Raw genomic sequence first — 20703 nt, forward strand, 5'->3', positions numbered from 1 at the left:
GAACTGCTCTTACAGTCCGGCTCACAAGCCTGCGCTTTTCTTCAGCCGGATTACGTTCCACGAAGCTTTGGAGAGAAGTGTGTCTACGTAACCATCCTTGCATACGGTACCGGCAGCCTGCACCGGCTGTACCTTCTGTTCTGCGGGCGTATTCACAGCTTTCAGGTCATCATGCTTCAGAACGATATGCTCAAGCAGGGTATACCCCTCGAAGCCCCGGATATCGGCCTTCAGGTGCAGGCCTTCCTCCAAATGACGGTTCACCGCAAAAATAGTCAGCTCCCCCTGCTCCTCATTATGTACAATCGCGCTGTCCAGGTAAGGAACATCAGTGTAATCCTGTGCATCGTACTTCGGTGAATTCACAATCGGCTGAAGCGAAACACCGCGGCCGTATTTGGAAGCATGCAGATAGGGATAGAAAATCGTCTGCTTCCAGGCAGCACCGCCTGCTTCTGTCATGATCGGTGCGATAACGTTGACCAGCTGGGCCAGACAAGCCATCTTCACCCGGTCCGCATGTCTCAGGAAGGTTATGAGCATGCTGCCGACCAGCAGCGCATCCTCGAAGTTGTAATGATCCTCAAGCTGCGGCGGACCGATGGTCCATGGATCAATCTTCGTATCCGATTCGTTCGAGTGGTACCATACATTCCATTCATCGAAGCTGAGATACATCGTCTTCTTGCTGCGTTTCTTCGCCTTGATATAGTCACAGGTGGCTGTGACCGTCTTGATGAAATGCTCCAGGTCCATGCTGCGTGCCAGGAAGTTCGCCGAATCGTTATCACGGTTTCCGTAATATTGATGCAGTGAAACATAATCGGCTACGTCGTAGGTATGATCCAGAGTAACCGCTTCCCATTCAGGGAAGGTCGGCATCGCCGAGCTTGAGCTTCCGCAGGAGACAAGCTCAATGTCCGGGTCTACCAGGCGCATCGCCTTACCTGTCTCGTAAGCCAGACGTCCGTACTCCACAGCCGTCTTCTGACCGATCTGCCAGGGTCCATCCATTTCATTTCCCAGACACCAGGTCTTGATCTTATGGGCCTGCTCTACTCCGTGACTCCGCCGCAGATCACTCCAGTACGTTCCTCCGGGATGATTGCAATATTCCAGCAGGTTACGTGCTGCATCTACTCCGCGTGTTCCGAGATTGACTGCCATCATGACCTCTGAACCCGCTTCTCTGGCCCAGTTCATGAATTCATTGGTACCTACCTCATTAGGCTCAACCGTCCTCCAGGCCAGTTCAAGACGTCTGGGACGCTGTTCTACCGGACCTACACCATCCTCCCAATTGTAACCGGATACAAAATTTCCTCCGGGATATCGGATAATTGGCACATCCAGTTCCTTCACCAGTGATTTCACATCGGCTCTGAAGCCGGAAGCGCCTGAAGTGGGATGTCCGGGCTCGTATATTCCGCCGTAGACCGCCCGCCCCAGATGTTCTATGAATGAGCCGTAGATCCGCTTATCCACTTCAGCAATTACAAAGGATTTATCTACAATCAGCGTTGCCTTTAATGCACCAGAAGTCATATCATCACCAACCGTTTCATATAATAGTGAAATAATTAGAAAACATTTGAATGTATTCGCTTACAGGTATAAAATAACATATGTAAAGGTCTCTGTAAACAGAAAAATATAAATCTATTCATACATATTCAAACTAAAATCAATAAATGGCTTGTTTTCTGAAATACAACCTCGTTTTTCGCAATATAACAGCTTAATTCATTTGTATAAGTATAAAGTAAACGTATACTTTAAATCGTATTTAGCTGAGTTTTTAATTATAAACTACAAATAAAGGAAGAAATCTTTCCTTTTTAACTCAAATGGTTTATAATTTTATAAAATAGTTTGTTCTAAACGACCTCACTGGAAGAAGGTATCCTAAATATGATTTACATTAAAGATCTGATGAGCGGGATTGATATTTTCAAGGCGCTCAGCTCCGAGATCCGGATTCAGATTCTCGAGCTGCTGGCCACCAACCAGGCGCTGAACCTGAATGAAATTGCCAAGAAGCTTAAACTAAGCAATGGTGCAATTACGATGCATATCAAGAAGCTGGAGGAGAGCGGCCTGATCGAGATCAACACCTCGGTAGGCAAGCATGGCATCCAGAAGGTCTGCTATCTGAATAAAGATAAGCTGATGGTGGATCTGCGCAGCAAGGATGTCGACAATCTATACGAGGTCGAAATCCAGGTTGGGCATTACAGCAATTATCAGGCGGTCCCTACCTGCGGACTGGCTACCAAAGACAGCATTATCGGTGACTTCGACGAGCCGCGTTATTTCGCCGATCCCCAGCGGATTGATTCCGAGATTATCTGGATGGCCGAAGGGTTCCTGGAATACCGGATTCCGAACTATCTCAAAGCCAACCAGACCTTCCGGGAGATTCAATTCTCCATGGAGATTGGCTCTGAGGCTCCCGGATTCAACGACAACTATCCTTCAGACCTGTACTTCTATGTGAATGGAATCGAAATCGGTTTCTGGACCAGCCCCGGCGACTTCGGAGATGCCCGCGGTACCTTCAATCCCGACTGGTGGCCGCCTCATCTTAACCAGTACGGCATGCTGAAGCTGATCCGGATCAACAATGAAGGAAGCTTCATTGACGGCTGCCGCATCTCGGACATCACCCTTGACGATATCAAGCTGGATTACAAAAGCGAGCTGACCTTCCGCATTGCCGTCACCGACAAGCCGGTCAACAAACGCGGCTTGACCATTTACGGCAAGCATTTCGGCAATTACAGCCAGGATCTGCTGGCGCGAGTGCTCTATAATGTGCATGAGGTGGACGATCCCTCCCGCCCTGTGACAACGGCGGGGGCCATAGACTGACCGGCTTTGCAATCAGCAAGACCATCCTCCCAGGCGGAGGATGGTCTTTTATTTATGCGGACCGCCGGGTAAAGAACTCCCTGCATAATTGTTCCCTCCTTAACCCACACTAACGAATGTCTTTCAAACTACCGTGAGGGAGTGTTTCGAATGCGTGAAGGGTTAATACCCGCCGTTCTTGGAACCGTAGTAACTGCTTCCAGCGCAGCTTTTCTAGGCAGCAGATATAAGATGGCTGCAACAGGCATTCTTGGATTTGGTCTGGCGCATATTGTACTCGGCACCATCGATTTGTTCGAACACAGGTAAGCACATTGGAAGATGCCGGCCCGCACGATGCTGCGGGCCGGTTCCTTTTATCACAATATAAAGGAAACAACAAAAAGGCCCCCACCCTCTTACGGGTAAGGACCACTGTATACATAACGTTTATTTCACAGCTACATAAAACAGCCGCTGGGCGGAATCGTCAGCTTCGATCCACTCGAAGTCCGCATAGATCTTAACGTCCTTGAATCCGGCCTTCAGCAGCTCCTGCTTCATCCAGTCCGGATCATAGGCGCGCTGGGTATGCGTCTCTTCAAAACGCCGGTACACATCCTGGCGGCCCTCTTCACGGGCGAAGATGGACAGGTGATGCTCAATCTCACGGCGCGGCACATCGAGCTCACAGGTCCAGATATACGATACGTTCGGCTCATCCTGCACGAAGGGCTGTTCTTCCTCGTAGCGCGTCAGCGTATTCGGATGATGTACATCGAACAGGAAGGTTCCGCCCGGCTTAAGTCCGGCATAGGTACAGGCAAATACATCCTTGACATCCTGTTCCTCCAGTACGTAATTGAGGCAATCGCAGAAGGAAATAACCGAATCCACAGGCTCCGGCATCTCCCATTCCTTCATATTCTGTCTAACCCAGCGTACACTGCCTTCCCGCAAAAAGCGCCGTCCCTGCGGCTGCTGCTCCAGCTTGCGCTGAGCCACAGCCAGCATATCCGAAGAGAGATCAATCCCCGTCATATGATAACCTGCCGCGGCCAGCGGAATGGTCAGGCTGCCGGTACCGCAGCCGAGTTCGGCTACTGTACGCGGCTTGCCGTATTTACTCCATGCTGTCTCTGCGAAGGTCAGCCAATCCGGATACGGCATATCCGCCATCAGCTCATCGTATACATAAGCAAATTTCCCATAGGAGGACACTGCGTACACCGCTTTCTATAAACTATTGGTTGTCAGATTCAGGCTCCGAATCGGCCTCTTCCTTGCCGGCCAGATAGGTCCAGTTCTCTTTCTGGGTAACCAGCCCTTCCTTCATCAGCTTGCCCAGCGCACGCTTGAAGGCTGACTTGCTGATGCCGAAGCGCTGCTTGATAATATCCGGAGGCGTTGCATCCGAATACGGCATGCCGCCGCCCGGACGGGTAGCCAGGAAATCCAGCAGTGCCGCTGAATCCACATCACGGCCCACTTCCTTGCGGTGGCCCATGCTGAGGTTGACGCGGCCATCCTCACGGATATGCGCTACCCGTGCTTCAATCACTTCACCCAGACGCAAGAGCCGGCTGCGCTCAGAGGAATGAACCATACCAATGATGCCGAAGCCGAGTACACCAGCATCTACAAGCACAAAGGTCCCCATCTGCAGAGGTTTGTATACCCGCGCAGTTACAGTCTGGCCCTGCCATGATTCAGGTGCAGGCAATGCCAGCGGCGCCAGCTCCTGCTCTCCGGCCAGCTTGGCCCGAAGACGCCCCTGCTTGTCATGCTCCATAATGGCGAATACCTTGTCACCAATCTGCGGACGCAGCTCCACCAGCTCCGGAAGCTCGCCGATAGGCAGGAGCAGCTGGCGTCCAAGCCCAATCTCCAGGAAGCAGCCCAGACGCGGATGAATATCGGCCACTTCAAGCAGCGCCATTTCACCCAGCGTCAGGTAAGGCTTCTTCATTGTAGCTGCAGGACGGTCCTCGGTATCGAAGAAGATGAACACTTCAACCTTGTCACCGATCTTCGGCTTGCTGCCGACCAGCTCGGTGTAGTGAAGCATGATATCCTGGTCACCGGCGCTCAGGAAGTACCCGTAAGGGGATACCTCCCGCATCACTTCAAGCGTAACCGTAGTTCCAGCTATCAGACTCATACCGTTTCCACAACCTTGGCATCAGACCACAGACGCTCGATGTTGTAATATTCGCGTTCATCGCGGTGGAAGACATGGACGATAACATCCCCAAGATCCATCAGTACCCAGCGGGCTGCGTCCATACCTTCGATGCCTTTGATCATTCCTCCGGCTTCATGAACTACCTTGCGAACCTCAGTAGCAATCGCTTGCACCTGGGTATCCGAATTACCGTGGCAGATAATGAAATAATCACTGATCGGTGACACGCTGCGCAGGTCCAGTGCCACCACGTTCATTGCTTTTTTGTCCTGAACGGCGTTTAGCGCCAGCTCCAGAAGTTTGTTTGATTGTACACTCATATTTTATCCTCCAGTATTCTTACTAAATCGTTGCGCGCCAGCACCGTAAGCGGGAACACGATCCGGCGCTTCTCCAGCAGCAGGCTGATGGTAGAATCCAGTCCCGCTACCAGCCCTTCCTCCAGGCTGACCTTAGCCAGCCTGCGTATCTCATCCACACCGGGGAAATCCCGTCCAGGCTCAATATAATCGGCCAGACAGACGATTTTTTCCAGCAGGCTCATGTTCTCCCGTCCCGAGGTGTGGTAGCGGATGGCATCCAGTACCTCAGTATCCGTAATTCCATAATCATGCTCAGCGGCAAAAGCGCCCACCTCAGCATGCCATAGCTGCTTGTCGTATTTCAAAAGCTCGGTGGATAACCCGTTCTGTTCAATGATCTCCCGCATCCGCTCTACAGGCCAGTACTTGGCGACATCATGCAGAATTGCCGCTGTCTCGGCCCGTTCGGGATCAGCACCATAACGCTGCGCCAGCTTCACAGAGGATTCCATTACGCCGAGTGTATGCTTCCAGCGTTTGTCCGGCATCTGGTCAGAAACCGCTTCAATCAGCGCTTCGCGGCTGTACCCCATATAATCCACTCCTTTGAACATAATCAAACACAGCGTCCGGCACCATATAGCGGATGGATTTCCCTTCGGCAGCCCGGGCTCTGAGCATTGTGGAGGAGAGGTCCACCAGCGGCATATCCGCCAGCACTACCCGCTCCGCAATGAAACCGGGCAGCAGCCCAAGATCAAGCGGAGTCCCGGGACGCCCGACACCGATGAAGGTCAACCTCTGCACCAGTTCCTCAATCCCCTGCCATTTGGGCAAATACTGAACCATATCCGCTCCGACAATGAAAAAGAACTCATGCTGCGGATACTCCTCCTGCAGGCTGATCACCGTTTCCAGGGTATAGGACACTCCGCCTCTGACCACTTCCCAGTCGAGAATGCCAAAAGCAGGATGGTCCTTAACCGCTTCCTGCACCATGGACAGCCTGTCCTCGCCGCTCGCTCCGGCCTCGTGCTTATGAGGCGGAATATGCGAAGGCATAAACCAGACCTCCTGCAGACCGTAGCTCTCCCGCGCGGTTTCCGCGGCCATCATATGGCCGATATGCAGAGGATCGAAGGTTCCTCCCATTATTCCTACTTTCAAGAGGTTACCTCCCCCTATTATCCGATGAACTTCATCCGGCTGCAACTCTCGCACAGGTGCGGGAGCTGCGGCATCAATCCTTAGCGGGGAAGCTCAATCGTTTTGTTATCACGTGATTCCTTGTACAGAACGATCGTCTTGCCGATTACCTGAACAAGCTCCGAACCGGACTGCTCGGCAAGCGCGGCACCAATTTCCTTAGGATCATCGGCATTGTTGTTCAGCACACTGATCTTCATCAGCTCGCGTTTCTCAATAGCTTCTTCAATGTGACGGATCAGATGATCATTGACGCCGCCTTTGCCGACCTGGAATACAGCATCCAGATGATGGGCCAAAGAGCGGAGATAGCGTTTTTGTTTACCAGTTAACATAAATGAACAAACTCCTTAATTAACATATATTATTACCTTACCTCGCCGAAATCATTTCCCCGGCACTCCCGCCGAGGCAATCCACAATAGTCTGCCGCATGATATCTACGGGTGCAGCGAGTCCTGTCCAGTACTCCAGCGCATAGGCACCCTGGTAGACGAACATTCCCAGCCCTCCGTGAATGATGCAGCCCCGCTGCAGGCTCTCCGTAAGCAGCCGGGTATGCAGCGGATTGTATATCAGATCGCTTACGATCATTCCTTCATGAAGCCAAGCCGGATCTATCGGCATCCCCTCCATGTGGGGGTACATGCCTACTGAGGTCGTATTGATCACAATATCCATGCTGCCAATGACGGAAGGAACGGCTTCCATGCCGGCTCCGGCTACGTTTCCTCTATTCCGGAAGCCATCTGCCAGCTGATGGGCCCGCTCCTCATTACGGTTGGCGATGAGGATAGACGCCGGACGCTCCTGCAGCAGTGCCGAGACAATGCCTCTGGCTGCCCCGCCGGCTCCAATCACCAGAATACGGGTGCCTGCGAGTTCGGGTGCAGCCTCCGCCTTGAGCGAACGGACATATCCGATTCCATCCGTATTGAAGCCGGTCAGCACACCGTTGTCGTTAACAATCGTGTTGACCGCACCGATATCCACCGCGCTGGCATCCAGCTTATCCAGATAGTCCATCACCGCAACCTTGTGCGGAATGGTTACATTCACCCCGCGGAAGCCGAGGGTCTTGACCGCCTGCACGGCATCCCCCAGCTTGTCCGGAGTGATATGCAGCGGCACATAAGCGCCGGAGAGTCCAAGCGCCTTCAGCGCCGCACCGTGCATCAGCGGAGATTTGGACTGGGCAATCGGGTCGCCCATTACGCCCAGCAGAAGCTCCGGGTTTCCATCCTTACCATTCAGGCCTGTCTCAGCCATAGTATCGCCCTCCTGCAGGTTCTGTCAGCATCCGCTTAAGTTAGATCAGCGAAGGACGGGTAAGCACCTTAATGCCGCGCGGCACATGTATGGCCACAACCGCACCTGCCGTACCGTTCACCTTGATCCAGCCCAGGCCGGAGATGAACAGGTCCGTCTCACTATTCCTGGCGATGCGGAATTCATGACGCTGCCATTGCGGCAGCTTATCCATATCCGCCGTTCCCGGAGGCGACAAAAGCTCGCCGCGGTGGTCCTGATACAGCGAATCGGCGCGCTCCAGCTTCGTGCGGTGAATCTTCAGCGTACTGCTGATATAGCAGGTGAAGGATTGGCGTTCGCCCTGAACGAAGTCGAAACGTCCCAGTCCGCCGAAGAACAGCGATTGGCCCTCATTCAGCTGATACACTGCAGGCTTGAGCGGATTCTCCGGCATTACAGCGCCCAGATCCTTACGTTCAACCAGTTCACTGTACCGCCAAGGATAGACAATCCCCGGAGTATCAATAATGTAATGGCCGTCATCCAGCGGAATCTTGACCATATCCAGCGTTGTGCCCGGATAACGAGAGGTAGTCAGCTCCTCTTCCAGGTCGCTGTAATCGGAGATCAGCCGGTTGATCAGCGTAGATTTGCCTACATTGGTCGCTCCGACGACATAGACATCACGCTGTCCGCGCAGCTCGGTTACTGCCTCCAGCAGGCGGTCGAAGCCCTGGTTACGCTTCGCGCTGACAAGCACAATCTCCGCCGTGCGCAGTCCCTCTTCCTTGCAGCGCTGCTGCATCCAGTTGCGCATTCTGTTCCAATTGGTCACCTTAGGGAGCAAGTCGCTTTTGTTGACCGCCAGAATAACCTGGTTATTGCCGACAAACCGCTGCAGCCCGGAGATCAGACTGCCTTCGAAATCAAAAATATCCACAATGTGGATTACCAGTGCGTTCTTCTCGCCCACTCCGCTGAGCAGCTTCAGGAATTCGTCCTGGTTCACCGATACGGAAGAAGCTTCGTTGTAATTCTTAATCCGGAAACAGCGCTGGCAAATTACGGGTTCCCGTTCAAAAGCAGTCTCCGGAATATACCCGGGAAGCTCCTTGTTTACAGTCTGAAGCTTGATACCGCAGCCGCTGCATTTCTCAGGCCGTTTCTTGTCGTCGTTCACTACATTCATTAAGATTTATCCTCCTCTTGCCACAATCCTTGCTTGCGCAGACGTGTCAGAGCAATCTGCTCCACCCTGCGGTTGATTCTTGTGCCCACGCCTTCATCTTTGACGGAGATCGGCAGCACGAGCACCGTATACAGGCCGAGCCGGTTGCCGCCGTATACATCTGTAAGCATCTGGTCGCCGACCACCACCGTCTGCTCCGGCTTCAGATCCATCAGCTTCATCGCCTTCAGAAACGGGGCATTGCTCGGCTTACGGGCCTGATGTACAAATTCAATATTTAGCGGCGTTGCAAAGCGCGACACCCGGTCCATATTGTTATTTGAAACAATGATCAGCTTGAAGCCAAGCTCCTTCACCTTCGTGAACCAGAGCAGCAGCTCAGGCGTAGCCAGAGGCGCCTTGGCGCCGACCAGCGTATTATCCAGATCCGTAATAATCCCGCGGTATCCTTGACGGAACAGCTCTTCCAGATCAATATCAAATACCGTATTTACCCGGAGTTTGGGAACTAACCTTTCAAACAATACTTTCACCTCATTTTCATACGGAAAACTTGTATCCAGCGCTATATCCAACTGTCAAAATCCACCTGTTAGCGGTACTTTATGATACTGGAGCATTACTTGCCGGATTTCATGCTTTTTCGCAGCCGCAAAGCTTCAGTATACACGCTGTGCCAGTCTTTGTCTTCAATAACCTCAGGGCTGTAATTCGCCCGCTCGAACATGCCCAGGAGTGTGGACAGATTTGCCGCCGCCGCAGGCCGTTCAAGGCTCCAGCGTTCCACAGATTCGCGCAAAGTTTCATGCTCTTTCTTCAGCATACCCTTACTTCGGACATACCTTACCCAGCGCTGCGTTTCTGCCACAACTTTTTGTACCGGAGTCAGCTGATGGCCGATGCGCAGACGCGTGATCAGGAACCGCAGACTCATGCGCCGCTGCCAGAGCAGGAAGCCGCTCCAGAGCAGAAGAACAACCGCCGCTCCTGTTACTACCCAAACACCAGGATGGAATCCTTCACTTCCGGCGGCCGTATTTGCCGCTTCCTGTTCAGGCTCCGCTTGCTCTTCCTCCTGCACTTCTGGTTCTGCTACGCTGTCTTCCTCCGTCTGGGTCAGCACCGGAACATTGAAGCCGGGCGTGGCTTCCACCGGAACCCAACCATAGTCACCGAAATAAATCTCTGCCCAGGAGTGGGCATCTGCGTTCGTGATCGTATAGTTATTATTCACCAGACCGCCTTGCTGAAGCGCCAGATTATCCGGGATTTCTGCCTGTTCCCCGGGCGCATAGCCCTTGACCCAGCGGGCCGGGATATCCAGGGAACGCACCATTGTGACGAGTGCAGTGGAATAATAATCGCAGTAGCCTTCCATAATCTCAAACAGGAAGCTCTCAACCATATCCTTGCTTCTTGCGCGTGAGACATCCGGCTGATTCGTGTACGGGAAGGTTTGCTGCAGATATTGCTGCAGCAGCATGACCTTCTCGTACGGCGTCTGTGCTCCGGCAGTAATCTCCTCCGCGAGCGCACGGACCCGCTCCGGGAAGTTACCCGGCAGCTGGAGATACGGGTCAAGAACAAGATCTCCGTACAGCTGTTCATAAGTCTGTGTGCTCAGCTCCTGAAACGGTACCACTGGCACCTCCGAGGTCACCACATAGGTCTGCGGGTAAGAGCGTGCACTGCCCGCCGCGTTCCACAGCAGCTCGCTGTCTTCACCCCGCCATGACAGCCCGTTGCTCTCCGCCACTCCATCCACAGAATTCACTTTTACAATCGAGTAGCCGCCGAAGAGCACAGGATAGTTGTTGCCGCCCAGCAGCTTAACCGTCTGCGTCAGTGTCCGGGTCTCTGTCTTAGGGGCCGCAACAGGCTCCAGCGGCTCTCCTACCTGGACTGTCCTGAAGGTTCCCCGGCTGAATGTATCATCGTCACTCCAGCCTTTTCCGGAATACGTACTCCGGATCTCTCCGCGCATATAGGTGCGCAAATCGGAGGTCACAGTCATTACGGGCGAATAATCAAAGTTAAAGCCGCCGCCAAGATTATCATCATTCAGACTGTAGCCGGAGGTGGTTGCTCCTCCCGTTCCTTCACCGCTTGAACTTTCACCGCTGCCGCCGGCGGAAGTTCCGGAGGAAGGTGTATTTCCGCTCCACTCCTGCCAGACCGTATAAGGGTCAGTCAGTGTAGGGCGTACATCCGGCATATTTACTCCGGCAATAATGACAAGTGAGAAGATGATCGCTATATTAAGGGCTACTTTGAAAGGATATTGGAGCAGATAGGTCCAGCCCCGCGGATAATGCAGTTGGAAGCTTCTTAAATGCCTGGTGACCAGCCAGCCCATTCCGGCAAACACGGTCCAGGCTACTTCCTGCCATAATACAGATGTTGTAAAAGAGTCCAGCGCGGCGAACGCCGTAATATTCATCCCGATGAACATGAGAATCCGCGCCTTGCCATTCACCCACCAGGATGAGAGCAGCATCAGCGCCCAGGCACCCAGCGCAAACCAGATGTACGGATTCATATGTGTGATGATATCCGGCAGCCGTTCACGAAGTGTGGGCAGCCAGGGATTCGGAACATATTCCCCGTAATGCAGAAGAATACGATACACGAGATACACTATCGCCGCACCTTCAAGCATGAGGCGGTAAATCCATTTAACAGGTATAATAATTTCAATTAAGGCTACTGCAACAAGAGTCAGCAATACAGCGGCTGTGGTCTCCTCCAGCCAGAAGGGCTCAGTGTAGGAAATCCACTGTAAGGCGATGATCATCAGCCAGAGCAGTGTCAAAGCGTGATGCCATGAGGATTTGACTCCGTTCATCCAATGCTTCATCGTATAGGATCACCTCCAAGTACCGCAGGGAGCTCATGAAGCGAGCTGACATTATAGCTGGTGATCCCGCGTGATTTGAGAACCTCCGCCCATTCTTCCCCCCGGTTCTTCGCGGCAGGATTGCGGACATGAATATGCGAAGGGGTCAGCCCCCGGCTGTCTGCCCAGCGCAGGGTATCCAGCACCGGCTTGCCGCTCTGCGGGCTGATCAGCACAAAGTATGCGCCTTTGGGGAACATCCGCTGAGCCTTGTCCAGCCTTGTAATCAGCGGCCCCCGGCCCTCCGCATTGATATCAATCAGATACTGGATCATCTTCTGCCGCTCGGCACTGCCTTCTGCCGGACTGAACACCTTCGTATCCTTATCCAGGCAGCACAGGCCGATCCCGATTCGCTCGCGTATGCCGAACCCGAGCAGTGACGCCGCAATCGAAACCGCCAGCTCGAACTGTCCTGAGCTGTAATATGCACCTGCACTGCCATCGAGCACCAGAATGGTCCGGGGGACCGATTCATGCTCGAATTCCTTCGACTTCCAGGCCCCTGTCTTCGCGGTAGCATTCCAGTGTATCCGTGTCAGCCGGTCTCCGTAGACATAATCACGGACACCGTTGATTTGCGTGGTCTCGCGCCGGGACTGGAGCAGCGAGGCTTGAGGCCCGGACAGGCGCGCTCTCCGCTCATACAGCTGCCAGCGCGGCACTACGACTGCCCGGGGCAGCACGCGGAACCGTCCTTCGGCCTTGAATGTGCCTTTGTGCTCCATCAGTCCGAAGATATCCTCACTGAGGATATCCGTGCTCTCGAAGGTGTAGCAGCCCCGCTCCAGCACCGGTGTCTGGAACAGCAGCTCTCCCCGCCCTCTCAGGCTGGGGACCAGACTCTCCTCGAACACCCAGGATTCCCCGTTATGGCGCTTCAGAATTTCCCGCACCACCACATAAGGCAAAGGCAGAAAACCCGGAATGTTAACATTCAGCTTCACCCGCAGATAACCGCCTGCGTAGAGCAGATCAGGCTTGTCCTGCTCCGAGTAGAGGCTGCGGGTGCCTTTGGCCCGCCGGACGCCGCCCAGTCCCCCAATGATTAGATACAGGATTAGAACCGATACCATAATGAACAGCATGAACGAGGTTTTGCCGCCCTGAAACAGCACATAGAGCAGTGTGATGACCCAGATCGCAAGCACGCCCATGAACTTCCTTGGCTGAATGACAGCGGCCGCTCCCGCTAGGATGCTCCTCATCTTATTGCCTCATGGTTACAGGCACATGAATGCTCTGCAGCAGCTTCTGCAGCAGGGAATCCACGCTGACATTATCAAGGCGTGATTCCGGCCGCAGCAGAATGCGGTGTCCCAGCGCATAAGGTGTAAGGGTCTTCACATCGTCAGGCAGAACATAATCGCGGCCTTGCAGGAAAGCATAAGCCTTGCATGCCATCATGAACGACAAGGATGCCCGGGGGCTTGCGCCAAGGAGTACAAGCGGGTGCTCCCGCGTCTGCCGGACTACATCCAGCAGATAGTTCAGGACCGGATCGCTGATATAAATATCGCGGATCTCCTCCTGGATGGCGGCAATGGTGTCCATTCCGGTGACCGGAATCAGCTTGTCCACCGGTTGGCCCTGCTGATGGGTAATCAGCAGATTCTTCTCCGTCTCGGCATCGGGATAACCCAGGCTGATCCGCAGCATGAAGCGGTCCAGCTGGGCCTCGGGAAGGGTATAGGTGCCTTCGAAGTCTATAGGATTCTGTGTTGCGCAGAGCATGAACGGATGCGGCAGAGGATAGGTCTCCCCGTCAACCGTCACATTGCGCTCCTCCATGACCTCAAGCAGTGCGGACTGGGTCTTCGTGGTCGCCCGGTTAATCTCATCGGCAAGCAGAATATTGGTCATGACCGGCCCCGGGCGGAAGTGAAACATTTCATCGCGCGGATGATAGACAGATACACCGGTAATATCACTTGGAAGAATATCGGGATTGCACTGAATCCGGCGGTATTCACCAGACATGGAACGGGATAGCGCCCGGATCAGCTGCGTTTTGCCAGTCCCCGGAACATCCTCAATCAGGACATGTCCGCCGGCAAGGAGTGCCGTGAGCAGCAGTTCGATTTCGAAGCTTTTACCGAGTATACAGGATTCCAGATTAGTACGGACAGCGTTCATAATTTGCGTAGATTCTTGACGTACGGGCATATATGGTAAACCTCCTATGTCAGAATAAGCAGTAATATATACATTTTACATGATTCGAGTAGTGAAAGTACATGTTAGGGGCCGTGAAATTATAGAGCGGCTTACGAGATTTGTCAAAAAGAAACACTTATGGGGCGCAGCAAAATAATGCACCGCCTGCAACACCACTTCGCCATGCCTAGGTGCGTCTTCTTGTTGAGACTCCCAGTAGCAGGGGCGGGCGCTAATAAATCGCGCTATGGGGAGCCATCACTGCTGATTAAGCGCTAATCTATCATTTATGTATCATTTATTTGCTTGTGTGGCTTTCATTTGCTTTTATCGCCGTTATGGATCAATTCGTAGGAAGCTACACTTCGTCCAGTGGCAGGAGTATGTAGATAACTGGCGGGGGGAGCTGGGGCGTTGAGGGGCGGGTACGTCGGTGAGTTGATGTGTTTATTCGAACCTTGTGGTTAGTGATTGGGTAAGCTGATGTGTTTATTCGAGCTTGTGGTTAGTGTGTTTGGTGAGCTGATGTGTTTATTCGAGCTTGTGGCTGGTGTGTTTGGCCGGGCTGGGGGTGGGCGTATCAGATCAGGAATTGTTGTACTTTTTGCAGGATTTCCGGCGGCTGGGCGGGTCAAATCGGGTATTGTTGTACTTTTTGTAAGATTTCTGTCGGTTTGACCGCTCAGAACCCTGGATTGTTGTATTTCCTGCAAGATTTTTGCGTTTCGGCAGATTTGATCTCTGAATTGTTGTAATTTGTGAAAGATTTCTGTCGGTTCTTCTTAGCGCTCCGCTAACCTGCCGGTCCAGAGTTACTGCTATATCCACTTTTGCACGCTAAGCTCACTTCATACCCTTTCATTAGCACTTCTCATTCTCGCACTCAGCTAACTTCCAGCCCTTTCATTAGCACTTCTCATTCTCGCACTCAGCCCACTTCCAGCCCTTTCAGCGGCACCTCATTTTCTCTAATAGCCTATTGAATCCAATTCAAAGTTACCTCTACCTCACATTCCAGCATCTAGCCTATACCTCAAGCTCACAGTCAGACGTACTTACACCTCACATACCAACACTTAGCCTATCTCAATTTCTCTCAAAGGTACCTCTACTTCCCGGAATATCAAAGCGACTCTCTCCCTTCCCTTATTCCACCCACTCTCCACCGCAATCGCATACCGCAAATTTATAGTTACTATCTTTAAAATCAGTTGACTTTGTTCAGGTTTACAGGCTAATGCCAAAGTAAAAAGACCGCCAAAGGCGGCCTTCCTATTCTCACTTATCCTCATCCCAAAACCATTTCCGTTCACCCTAGCCCTTCGGCCGGACAACAAGCGCCGCCAGGAATGAGAAAACAATCGCGGAGGATATCCCCGCACTGGTTACGTCGAAGATCCCGGTGACTACCCCGACCCATCCGTCCCGCTCCAGCTCTGTCAGCGCGCCATGGACCAGGGAATTCCCGAAGCTGGTAATGGGGACGCTCGCCCCCGCACCGGCGAACTTCACCAGCGGATCATAAATCCCGAACGCATCGGCCACCGCACCGAGTACGACCAGCGTACTCATGGTATGGGCGGGCGTCAGCTTGAGCACATCGAACATCAGCTGCCCGATAACGCAAATGGCTCCCCCGACCAGAAAAGCCCACAAATAAATCATGCTCCTTCACCTCCGCTCTCCAGGGCTACCGCATGGGCTACGCACGGAATACTCTCCCCTTGCTGATAAGACAAAGGTGATAGCAGTGCTCCGGTCGCCACAATCAGTACCCGTTTCAATTCACCTTTTTTCAACCGGCTCAGAATGTGCCCGTAGGTCACTACCGCAGAACAGCCGCAGCCGCTTCCTCCGGCAATGACATATTTCTGCTTGTCCAGGTCATAGATCATAAGACCACAGTCGTTAAAGACTGTCTGCTCCATGGGAATGCCCTCTTTGGCCAGCAGATCTTTGGCAATCGGCAGACCAACGGAAGCAAGGTCCCCCGTCACGATAAGATCGTAATGGCCGGGCGACAATCCCGTATCCCTGAAATGTGCTGTAATGGTATCAGCAGCAGCCGGTGCCATGGCGGTTCCCATATTGAACGGGTCCTTCAGGCCAAGGTCCATAATACGCCCAAGCGTCGCTGATACCACAAGAGGGCCCTTTACAGTACCATCATTAACACCAATTACTGCACAACCTGAGCCTGTAACGGTATATTGGGCGGTTGGGGGCTTCTGGGAGCCGTATTCTGTAGGATAACGGAATTGTTTCTCCACCGTACAGTTATGGCTTGATGTGCCTGCCAGTGCGTACTTGCCGCCGCCGGAGTCGACAATCATGGAGGCGATAGCCAGACTCTCCATGGAAGTGGAGCAGGCGCCGAAGACGCCAAGATAAGGCACGCCAAGCTTCCGCGCGGCGAAGGAGCTGCTGATGATCTGGTTCATTAGATCACCGCCGACAAAAAACTCCAGCTTCTCCTGCTCCAGATTCGCGTTCATGAGCGCGAGCTTGGAAGCTTTTTCGAACAATGCGCGCTCTGCCTTCTCCCATGTCTTCTCGCCCATTTCCAGTGAGTCGTAGATAAAATCAAAGCTTGAAGCAAGCGGGCCCTCTCCCTCCTCCGGACCTACTACTGCGGAAGAGCCTAGAATGACCGGACGGTTGGTAAATTCCCAGGTCTGACTGCCGAGCTGCTTCATCGTTTAATGTGCACCTCCCCAGCCCATAACGGCATACACTACACCTACAACAAATGCGGCAACCACACCGAACACAATGACTGATCCGGCCAGCTTGAACATATTGCCGCCAACGCCGAGTACGAGCCCTTCAGCCCGGTGTTCAAGAGCAGCGGAGCACATACTGTTGGCGAAACCTGTGACGGGCACCGCTGAACCCGCACCGCACCACTGGGCAAGCTTGTCATATACACCGAAGCTGGTGAGAATGACCGAGAGCAGAATCAGAATAGCAACTGTTGGACTGGCTGCTTCGCGGGAAGTCATATCGAATATTGCCATGAATGCTTCCTGGATGCCTTGTCCAAGCACACAGATCAAGCCGCCGGATAGGAAGGCTCGCATACAATTCTTGAATACAGGACGGGATGGCACATAAGGCTTGGCCAATTCCTGATAATCCTGCGGGGTCAAAGTATCAAGCCGCAGCTTGACGCCTGATTTCTTTGTTTTCGCCGGCAATTTAGACACCTCCTGTAGGATACGAAAGGGAGCGGGCAGCGGGATACGCATTTCCCGTCCCTCCGGGTTGTGCTTCAATACAATGTTTTTCCTTATTGTTCACTATAGGCGGCCCCGTTATGTCCCCTTAAGCTCAGGAAAAATAAAGCAGCACAACAATCAGCAGCATAAACAGCACCAGTATCAGCACAGCTTCATTGTCCCGCCGGTACCGGCGGGGGTACCGCTTGTGCAGCCCGCGGGCCTGCACCTTCCTGGGCACTCCCCGATTGCCTGCTGCGGCTACGCTTCCTGATAGCCACATTCTCCTCGCTTCCTTTCCCGGCTCCTGCCTGCAGAGCCCTTACAACATAGTATTCGCTTCCCGGGTCACTGTGTTCATATGCCCTCCTGCCATGGACAATCGGCGTAACAATGTTCATACTGGGTAAGATGAACAAAAGAAAATAACCAAAAGCGAGAAGGAACTGCAATAACACCTGATCCTGACAAGTGGAAACGGCCTTGCCGTCCTTTTTAGGAAGGTACCGTTTCAGCGAGAAAGATAAGGATAATTTATGCGCGGAGCATATAAATTTTTATCTTTTATCGATAACTTAAGTTCATCCTATATAAGTGTAAAAAGGAGCGATATGTGTATGAATCCAGAAACACTCGACTTGTTCAAAACATTGACTGAATTTCCTTCAGCCCCCGGCTTCGAGCGTGAATTACGCGCTTACGTCAAAGAGGCGATGATGCCTTACACCGATGAATTCGTGCAGGACCGCCTGGGCAGCCTGTTCGGCGTACTGCGCGGTGAGGCGAACGGCCCCAAGATCATGGTCGCCGGACATTTGGATGAAGTGGGATTCATGGTTACCGGCATCACGGACAACGGAATGATCCGGTTCACGCCGCTGGGCGGATGGCTTGCTTCGGCTGTGGCTTCGCAGCGGCTGCAGATTGTTACCCCAAAGGGTACATTGAATGGCGTTGTCGGCAGCACACCGATCCACCTGCTGAGCGCCGAAGAGCGGGGCAAGACCGGCGATATCGGCAAAATGTACATAGATATCGGAGCGGACAGCCGCGAGGAAGCTCAGAGCTTCGGCGTTGCCCCGGGGCAGCAGATTGTGCCGGTCTGTCCGTTCACCCCGCTGGCCAATCCGAAGAAGATTATGGCCAAAGCCTGGGACAACCGCTATGGCGTAGGTCTGGCGATTGAATTAATGAAGGAATTACATGGCAAAAAATTACCGAATACCGTCTATTCCGGCGCCACCGTCCAGGAAGAAGTCGGACTGCGCGGTGCGCGGACCGCGGCCAATCTGCTTCAGCCGGATATTTTCTTCGGCCTGGATGCCAGTGCTGCTGCCGATATGACCGGCGACCGTCAGGCCTTCGGCCACCTGGGACAAGGCGCGCTGCTGCGCATCTTCGATCCTACGATGATTACCCACCGCGGGCTGATTGAATACGTTCAGGATACGGCGGACACTCACCGGATTAAATACCAGTATTTCGTCTCCCAGGGGGGAACGGACGCCGGTCAGGTGCATGTCAGCGGGATCGGCATTCCTTCGGCGGTTATAGGAATCTGTTCACGCTATATCCATACGGCTACTTCCATTATTCATAGCGATGATTATGCAGCAGCCAAGGAGCTGCTGGTCAAGCTGGTTGAAGGCCTGGACCGCACTACACTGCAGACGATTCTTGAAAACAGCTAAGCAGTGCTTTAATTCGGCGGGTATGGTTATGCCAGCCTTACTTACTACGGTGCCTCTCTTACAAAGGGGGCGCCGTATTTGTTATGCCGTGATTATACGCACCGGAAGCGCAAAAAGCCGCAGGGATAGGTTGCCCCTGCGGCTGTACTTCTATTGATTTATTTCAGCTTCGCATATTGCTCCATCGCGGACTTATGAACCGGATGGTCAGCAGCAATGCCGGTATACTTCGCCAGAGCAGCTTCTGCGCCTAGCTCGGCAATCGCTGCCTGCAGTTCCACTGCTTCCGGGTCATCGCTGACATTGAACAGCAATGCGCCGGCCATAGAGCGGGTCAGGGCAGCATAACTGAGTCCTCTGTCATAAGCCTGGAGAGCCGGTGACACCAGACGGTCATTCGGCGACAGCTTGCGCAGCGGCGAACGGCCTACACGGGACACTTCATCGGTCAGCGCCGGGTTGCGGAAGCGCTCAAGGATTTTGTCGATATACTTGCTGTGTTCTGCCTGATCGAAGCCATGCTTCTGGATCAGCACTGCGCCGGTTTCTTCCAGCACTTCACGGACCTGTGCAGTCAAAGCTTCATCTGCCATAGCCTGCTGGATGGTTTCGTACCCGCGCAGGAAGCCAAGATACGCTGCGGAGCAGTGTCCGGTATTCACGGTGAACAATTTACGCTCGATATAAGGCTCCAGGTTATCCACGTAATGCACACCTTCAACCGGTGTATAGCCCGGAATCATCTGGGAGGAATCTACGACCCACTCATAGAATGGCTCTACGACTACCTTCAGAATATCCTCATGCTGCTGCAATGGAACAATCCGGTCCACAGCTGCGTTCGGGAAGGCAACAGAAGCGTCCGCTTTGGCGCGGGCTGCTTCATCAAGCTTGGCATACACCAGCTCTTTGAGCTGGGCACTGCCGCCAATCGCGTTCTCGCAGGCAATCACATGCAGCGGTGCGGAAGAGACCGCTACCCGTCTGCTGATGCCATCAGCCAGAACCCCCGCAATATGCTTCAGAATCGACACGCCGACAGCTGTGGTAACCAGATCGGCTTCAGCAATGGCTGCGGCAACTTCTTCACCGTGAGTTACGCTGCTGAGTGCAGTTACATTTTTGACGACTACCGTTTCCTGACCATCGCTGGCCAGCGTTACCGGATACTCGCCGCGCTCCTGAAGCTGGGATACAAACGCCTCATTTACATCCACGAAAGTTACTTCATACCCTGCCTGCGACAGCAGCAGTCCGATGAAACCTCTGCCGATATTGCCCGCTCCGAAATGGACAGCCTTCATTATTCCATGCCTCCTTCGAAGATCGCGATCACATCAGCAGCCGTTGGAGCATTCATTACGCGCTCAATGGCATCATCTTCTGTGAAAATCATCGCCACGTTGGTCAGGACCTCCATATGCCCGTCGCCTGCGGCAGCAATACCGATCACTATGAATGCCGGCTCATCCCCGCCGAAATCCACACCGTCCGGAAAACGGATTACAGACAGTCCTGTGGATTTGATGAACGGCCGTGCTTCCTTGGTACCGTGGGGAATCGCCAGCCCTCCGCCCATGTAGGTGGACACCACTTCCTCGCGCTCCAGCATCTTGGGAATATATTCTTCCGTTACGTGTCCTGCATCGACAAGCAGCTTACCCGCCATAGTGATCGCTTCGTATTTATCTTTAGCGGCACCGTGCATAATTACTTTATTTTCTGACAGTATACTCATATGGTTTCTCTCACTTTCAA

Annotated in this window: 23 protein-coding genes; 3 read left to right on the forward strand and 20 right to left on the reverse strand. The window is 53.2% G+C overall.

The genetic code is table 11. The annotated features are described in order from the left end of the window. Positions 1-21 precede the first annotated feature (21 nt). Positions 22-1545: an arabinosylfuranosidase ArfA gene (gene arfA / locus NYE33_RS31590; protein WP_341069272.1), complete on the reverse strand. Its 1524-nt coding sequence runs from the start codon at positions 1543-1545 to the stop codon at positions 22-24. A 366-nt stretch (positions 1546-1911) separates the two neighbouring features. Between arfA and NYE33_RS31595 the strand changes: the two genes are divergently transcribed. Beyond that, entirely contained in the window at positions 1912-2871 is a 960-nt protein-coding gene (locus NYE33_RS31595) for an ArsR/SmtB family transcription factor (RefSeq protein WP_042134824.1), read from the forward strand. A gap of 150 nt (positions 2872-3021) precedes the next feature. Further along, positions 3022-3180, forward strand: a complete 159-nt coding sequence (locus NYE33_RS31600) for a hypothetical protein (RefSeq protein WP_019912516.1) — start codon at positions 3022-3024, stop codon at positions 3178-3180. 120 nt (positions 3181-3300) lie between these two features. On the opposite strand, the gene NYE33_RS31605 is transcribed toward NYE33_RS31600, so the two are convergent. From NYE33_RS31605 to NYE33_RS31685, 17 genes are all read right to left on the reverse strand, one after another. Next, positions 3301-4071 carry a class I SAM-dependent DNA methyltransferase gene (locus tag NYE33_RS31605; protein ID WP_042134823.1) on the reverse strand — a complete coding sequence of 257 codons (771 nt, stop codon included), beginning with the start codon at positions 4069-4071 and terminating at the stop codon, positions 3301-3303. A gap of 22 nt (positions 4072-4093) precedes the next feature. After that, positions 4094-5011, reverse strand: coding sequence for a CvfB family protein (locus NYE33_RS31610; RefSeq protein ID WP_341069275.1), 918 nt, complete (start codon positions 5009-5011; stop codon positions 4094-4096). Continuing rightward, positions 5008-5355, reverse strand: a complete 348-nt coding sequence (rsfS, locus tag NYE33_RS31615) for a ribosome silencing factor (RefSeq protein WP_039308297.1) — start codon at positions 5353-5355, stop codon at positions 5008-5010. The genes NYE33_RS31610 and rsfS overlap by 4 nt, the downstream gene beginning before the upstream one ends. Next, positions 5352-5930, reverse strand: coding sequence for a bis(5'-nucleosyl)-tetraphosphatase (symmetrical) YqeK (yqeK, locus tag NYE33_RS31620; protein ID WP_340947412.1), 579 nt, complete (start codon positions 5928-5930; stop codon positions 5352-5354). Before yqeK ends, rsfS begins: the two co-directional genes overlap by 4 nt. Continuing rightward, positions 5902-6504: a nicotinate-nucleotide adenylyltransferase gene (locus NYE33_RS31625; RefSeq protein WP_042134817.1), complete on the reverse strand. Its 603-nt coding sequence runs from the start codon at positions 6502-6504 to the stop codon at positions 5902-5904. Before NYE33_RS31625 ends, yqeK begins: the two co-directional genes overlap by 29 nt. An 80-nt stretch (positions 6505-6584) precedes the next feature. Beyond that, positions 6585-6878 carry a ribosome assembly RNA-binding protein YhbY gene (yhbY, locus tag NYE33_RS31630; RefSeq protein ID WP_036697934.1) on the reverse strand — a complete coding sequence of 98 codons (294 nt, stop codon included), beginning with the start codon at positions 6876-6878 and terminating at the stop codon, positions 6585-6587. 37 nt (positions 6879-6915) lie between these two features. Next, positions 6916-7812, reverse strand: a complete 897-nt coding sequence (gene aroE, locus NYE33_RS31635; RefSeq protein ID WP_341069276.1) for a shikimate dehydrogenase — start codon at positions 7810-7812, stop codon at positions 6916-6918. Between the two features lie 40 nt (positions 7813-7852). After that, entirely contained in the window at positions 7853-8983 is a 1131-nt protein-coding gene (gene yqeH / locus NYE33_RS31640) for a ribosome biogenesis GTPase YqeH (protein ID WP_076242540.1), read from the reverse strand. Further along, positions 8983-9507, reverse strand: a complete 525-nt coding sequence (locus tag NYE33_RS31645; protein WP_042140875.1) for a YqeG family HAD IIIA-type phosphatase — start codon at positions 9505-9507, stop codon at positions 8983-8985. The genes yqeH and NYE33_RS31645 overlap by 1 nt, the downstream gene beginning before the upstream one ends. 95 nt (positions 9508-9602) lie before the next feature. Next, the gene (locus tag NYE33_RS31650; RefSeq protein WP_076242539.1) at positions 9603-11840 is read right to left on the reverse strand and encodes a transglutaminase-like domain-containing protein; all 2238 of its coding nucleotides are present in this window, start codon (positions 11838-11840) and stop codon (positions 9603-9605) included. Further along, the gene (locus NYE33_RS31655; protein WP_076242538.1) at positions 11837-13087 is read right to left on the reverse strand and encodes a DUF58 domain-containing protein; all 1251 of its coding nucleotides are present in this window, start codon (positions 13085-13087) and stop codon (positions 11837-11839) included. The genes NYE33_RS31650 and NYE33_RS31655 overlap by 4 nt, the downstream gene beginning before the upstream one ends. A 1-nt stretch (position 13088) precedes the next feature. Next, positions 13089-14045 carry an AAA family ATPase gene (locus NYE33_RS31660; protein ID WP_042134806.1) on the reverse strand — a complete coding sequence of 319 codons (957 nt, stop codon included), beginning with the start codon at positions 14043-14045 and terminating at the stop codon, positions 13089-13091. 1067 nt (positions 14046-15112) lie between these two features. Further along, a complete protein-coding gene (locus tag NYE33_RS31665; protein WP_042134804.1) occupies positions 15113-15349 on the reverse strand; it encodes a hypothetical protein in 237 nt (78 codons plus the stop codon). Between the two features lies 1 nt (position 15350). After that, on the reverse strand, positions 15351-15701 hold the full coding sequence (gene spoVAE / locus NYE33_RS31670; RefSeq protein ID WP_042134802.1) for a stage V sporulation protein AE: 351 nt from the start codon (positions 15699-15701) through the stop codon (positions 15351-15353). Continuing rightward, positions 15698-16732, reverse strand: a complete 1035-nt coding sequence (spoVAD, locus tag NYE33_RS31675; protein WP_042134800.1) for a stage V sporulation protein AD — start codon at positions 16730-16732, stop codon at positions 15698-15700. Before spoVAD ends, spoVAE begins: the two co-directional genes overlap by 4 nt. Before the next feature lie 3 nt (positions 16733-16735). Continuing rightward, the gene (spoVAC, locus tag NYE33_RS31680; RefSeq protein ID WP_042134798.1) at positions 16736-17233 is read right to left on the reverse strand and encodes a stage V sporulation protein AC; all 498 of its coding nucleotides are present in this window, start codon (positions 17231-17233) and stop codon (positions 16736-16738) included. Positions 17234-17366: 133 nt separating this feature from the next. Further along, positions 17367-17537, reverse strand: a complete 171-nt coding sequence (locus tag NYE33_RS31685; protein WP_156118565.1) for a hypothetical protein — start codon at positions 17535-17537, stop codon at positions 17367-17369. 334 nt (positions 17538-17871) lie between these two features. Here NYE33_RS31685 and NYE33_RS31690 point away from each other — a divergent pair, with 334 nt between their 5' ends. Next, positions 17872-18945 (forward strand): M42 family metallopeptidase, encoded by a 1074-nt coding sequence (locus tag NYE33_RS31690; protein WP_042134796.1) that lies wholly within the window; start codon positions 17872-17874, stop codon positions 18943-18945. 158 nt (positions 18946-19103) lie between these two features. Here the strand turns inward: NYE33_RS31690 and NYE33_RS31695 are convergent, their stop codons facing one another. Continuing rightward, entirely contained in the window at positions 19104-20249 is a 1146-nt protein-coding gene (locus NYE33_RS31695) for a mannitol-1-phosphate 5-dehydrogenase (protein ID WP_336103750.1), read from the reverse strand. Continuing rightward, a complete protein-coding gene (locus NYE33_RS31700; RefSeq protein ID WP_039308269.1) occupies positions 20249-20683 on the reverse strand; it encodes a PTS sugar transporter subunit IIA in 435 nt (144 codons plus the stop codon). Before NYE33_RS31700 ends, NYE33_RS31695 begins: the two co-directional genes overlap by 1 nt. Between the last annotated feature and the right edge of the window lie 20 nt (positions 20684-20703).

The sequence above is a fragment of the Paenibacillus sp. FSL R10-2199 genome, assembly GCF_038000235.1.
Classification (GTDB): Bacteria; Bacillota; Bacilli; order Paenibacillales; family Paenibacillaceae; genus Paenibacillus_AQ; species Paenibacillus_AQ phytohabitans.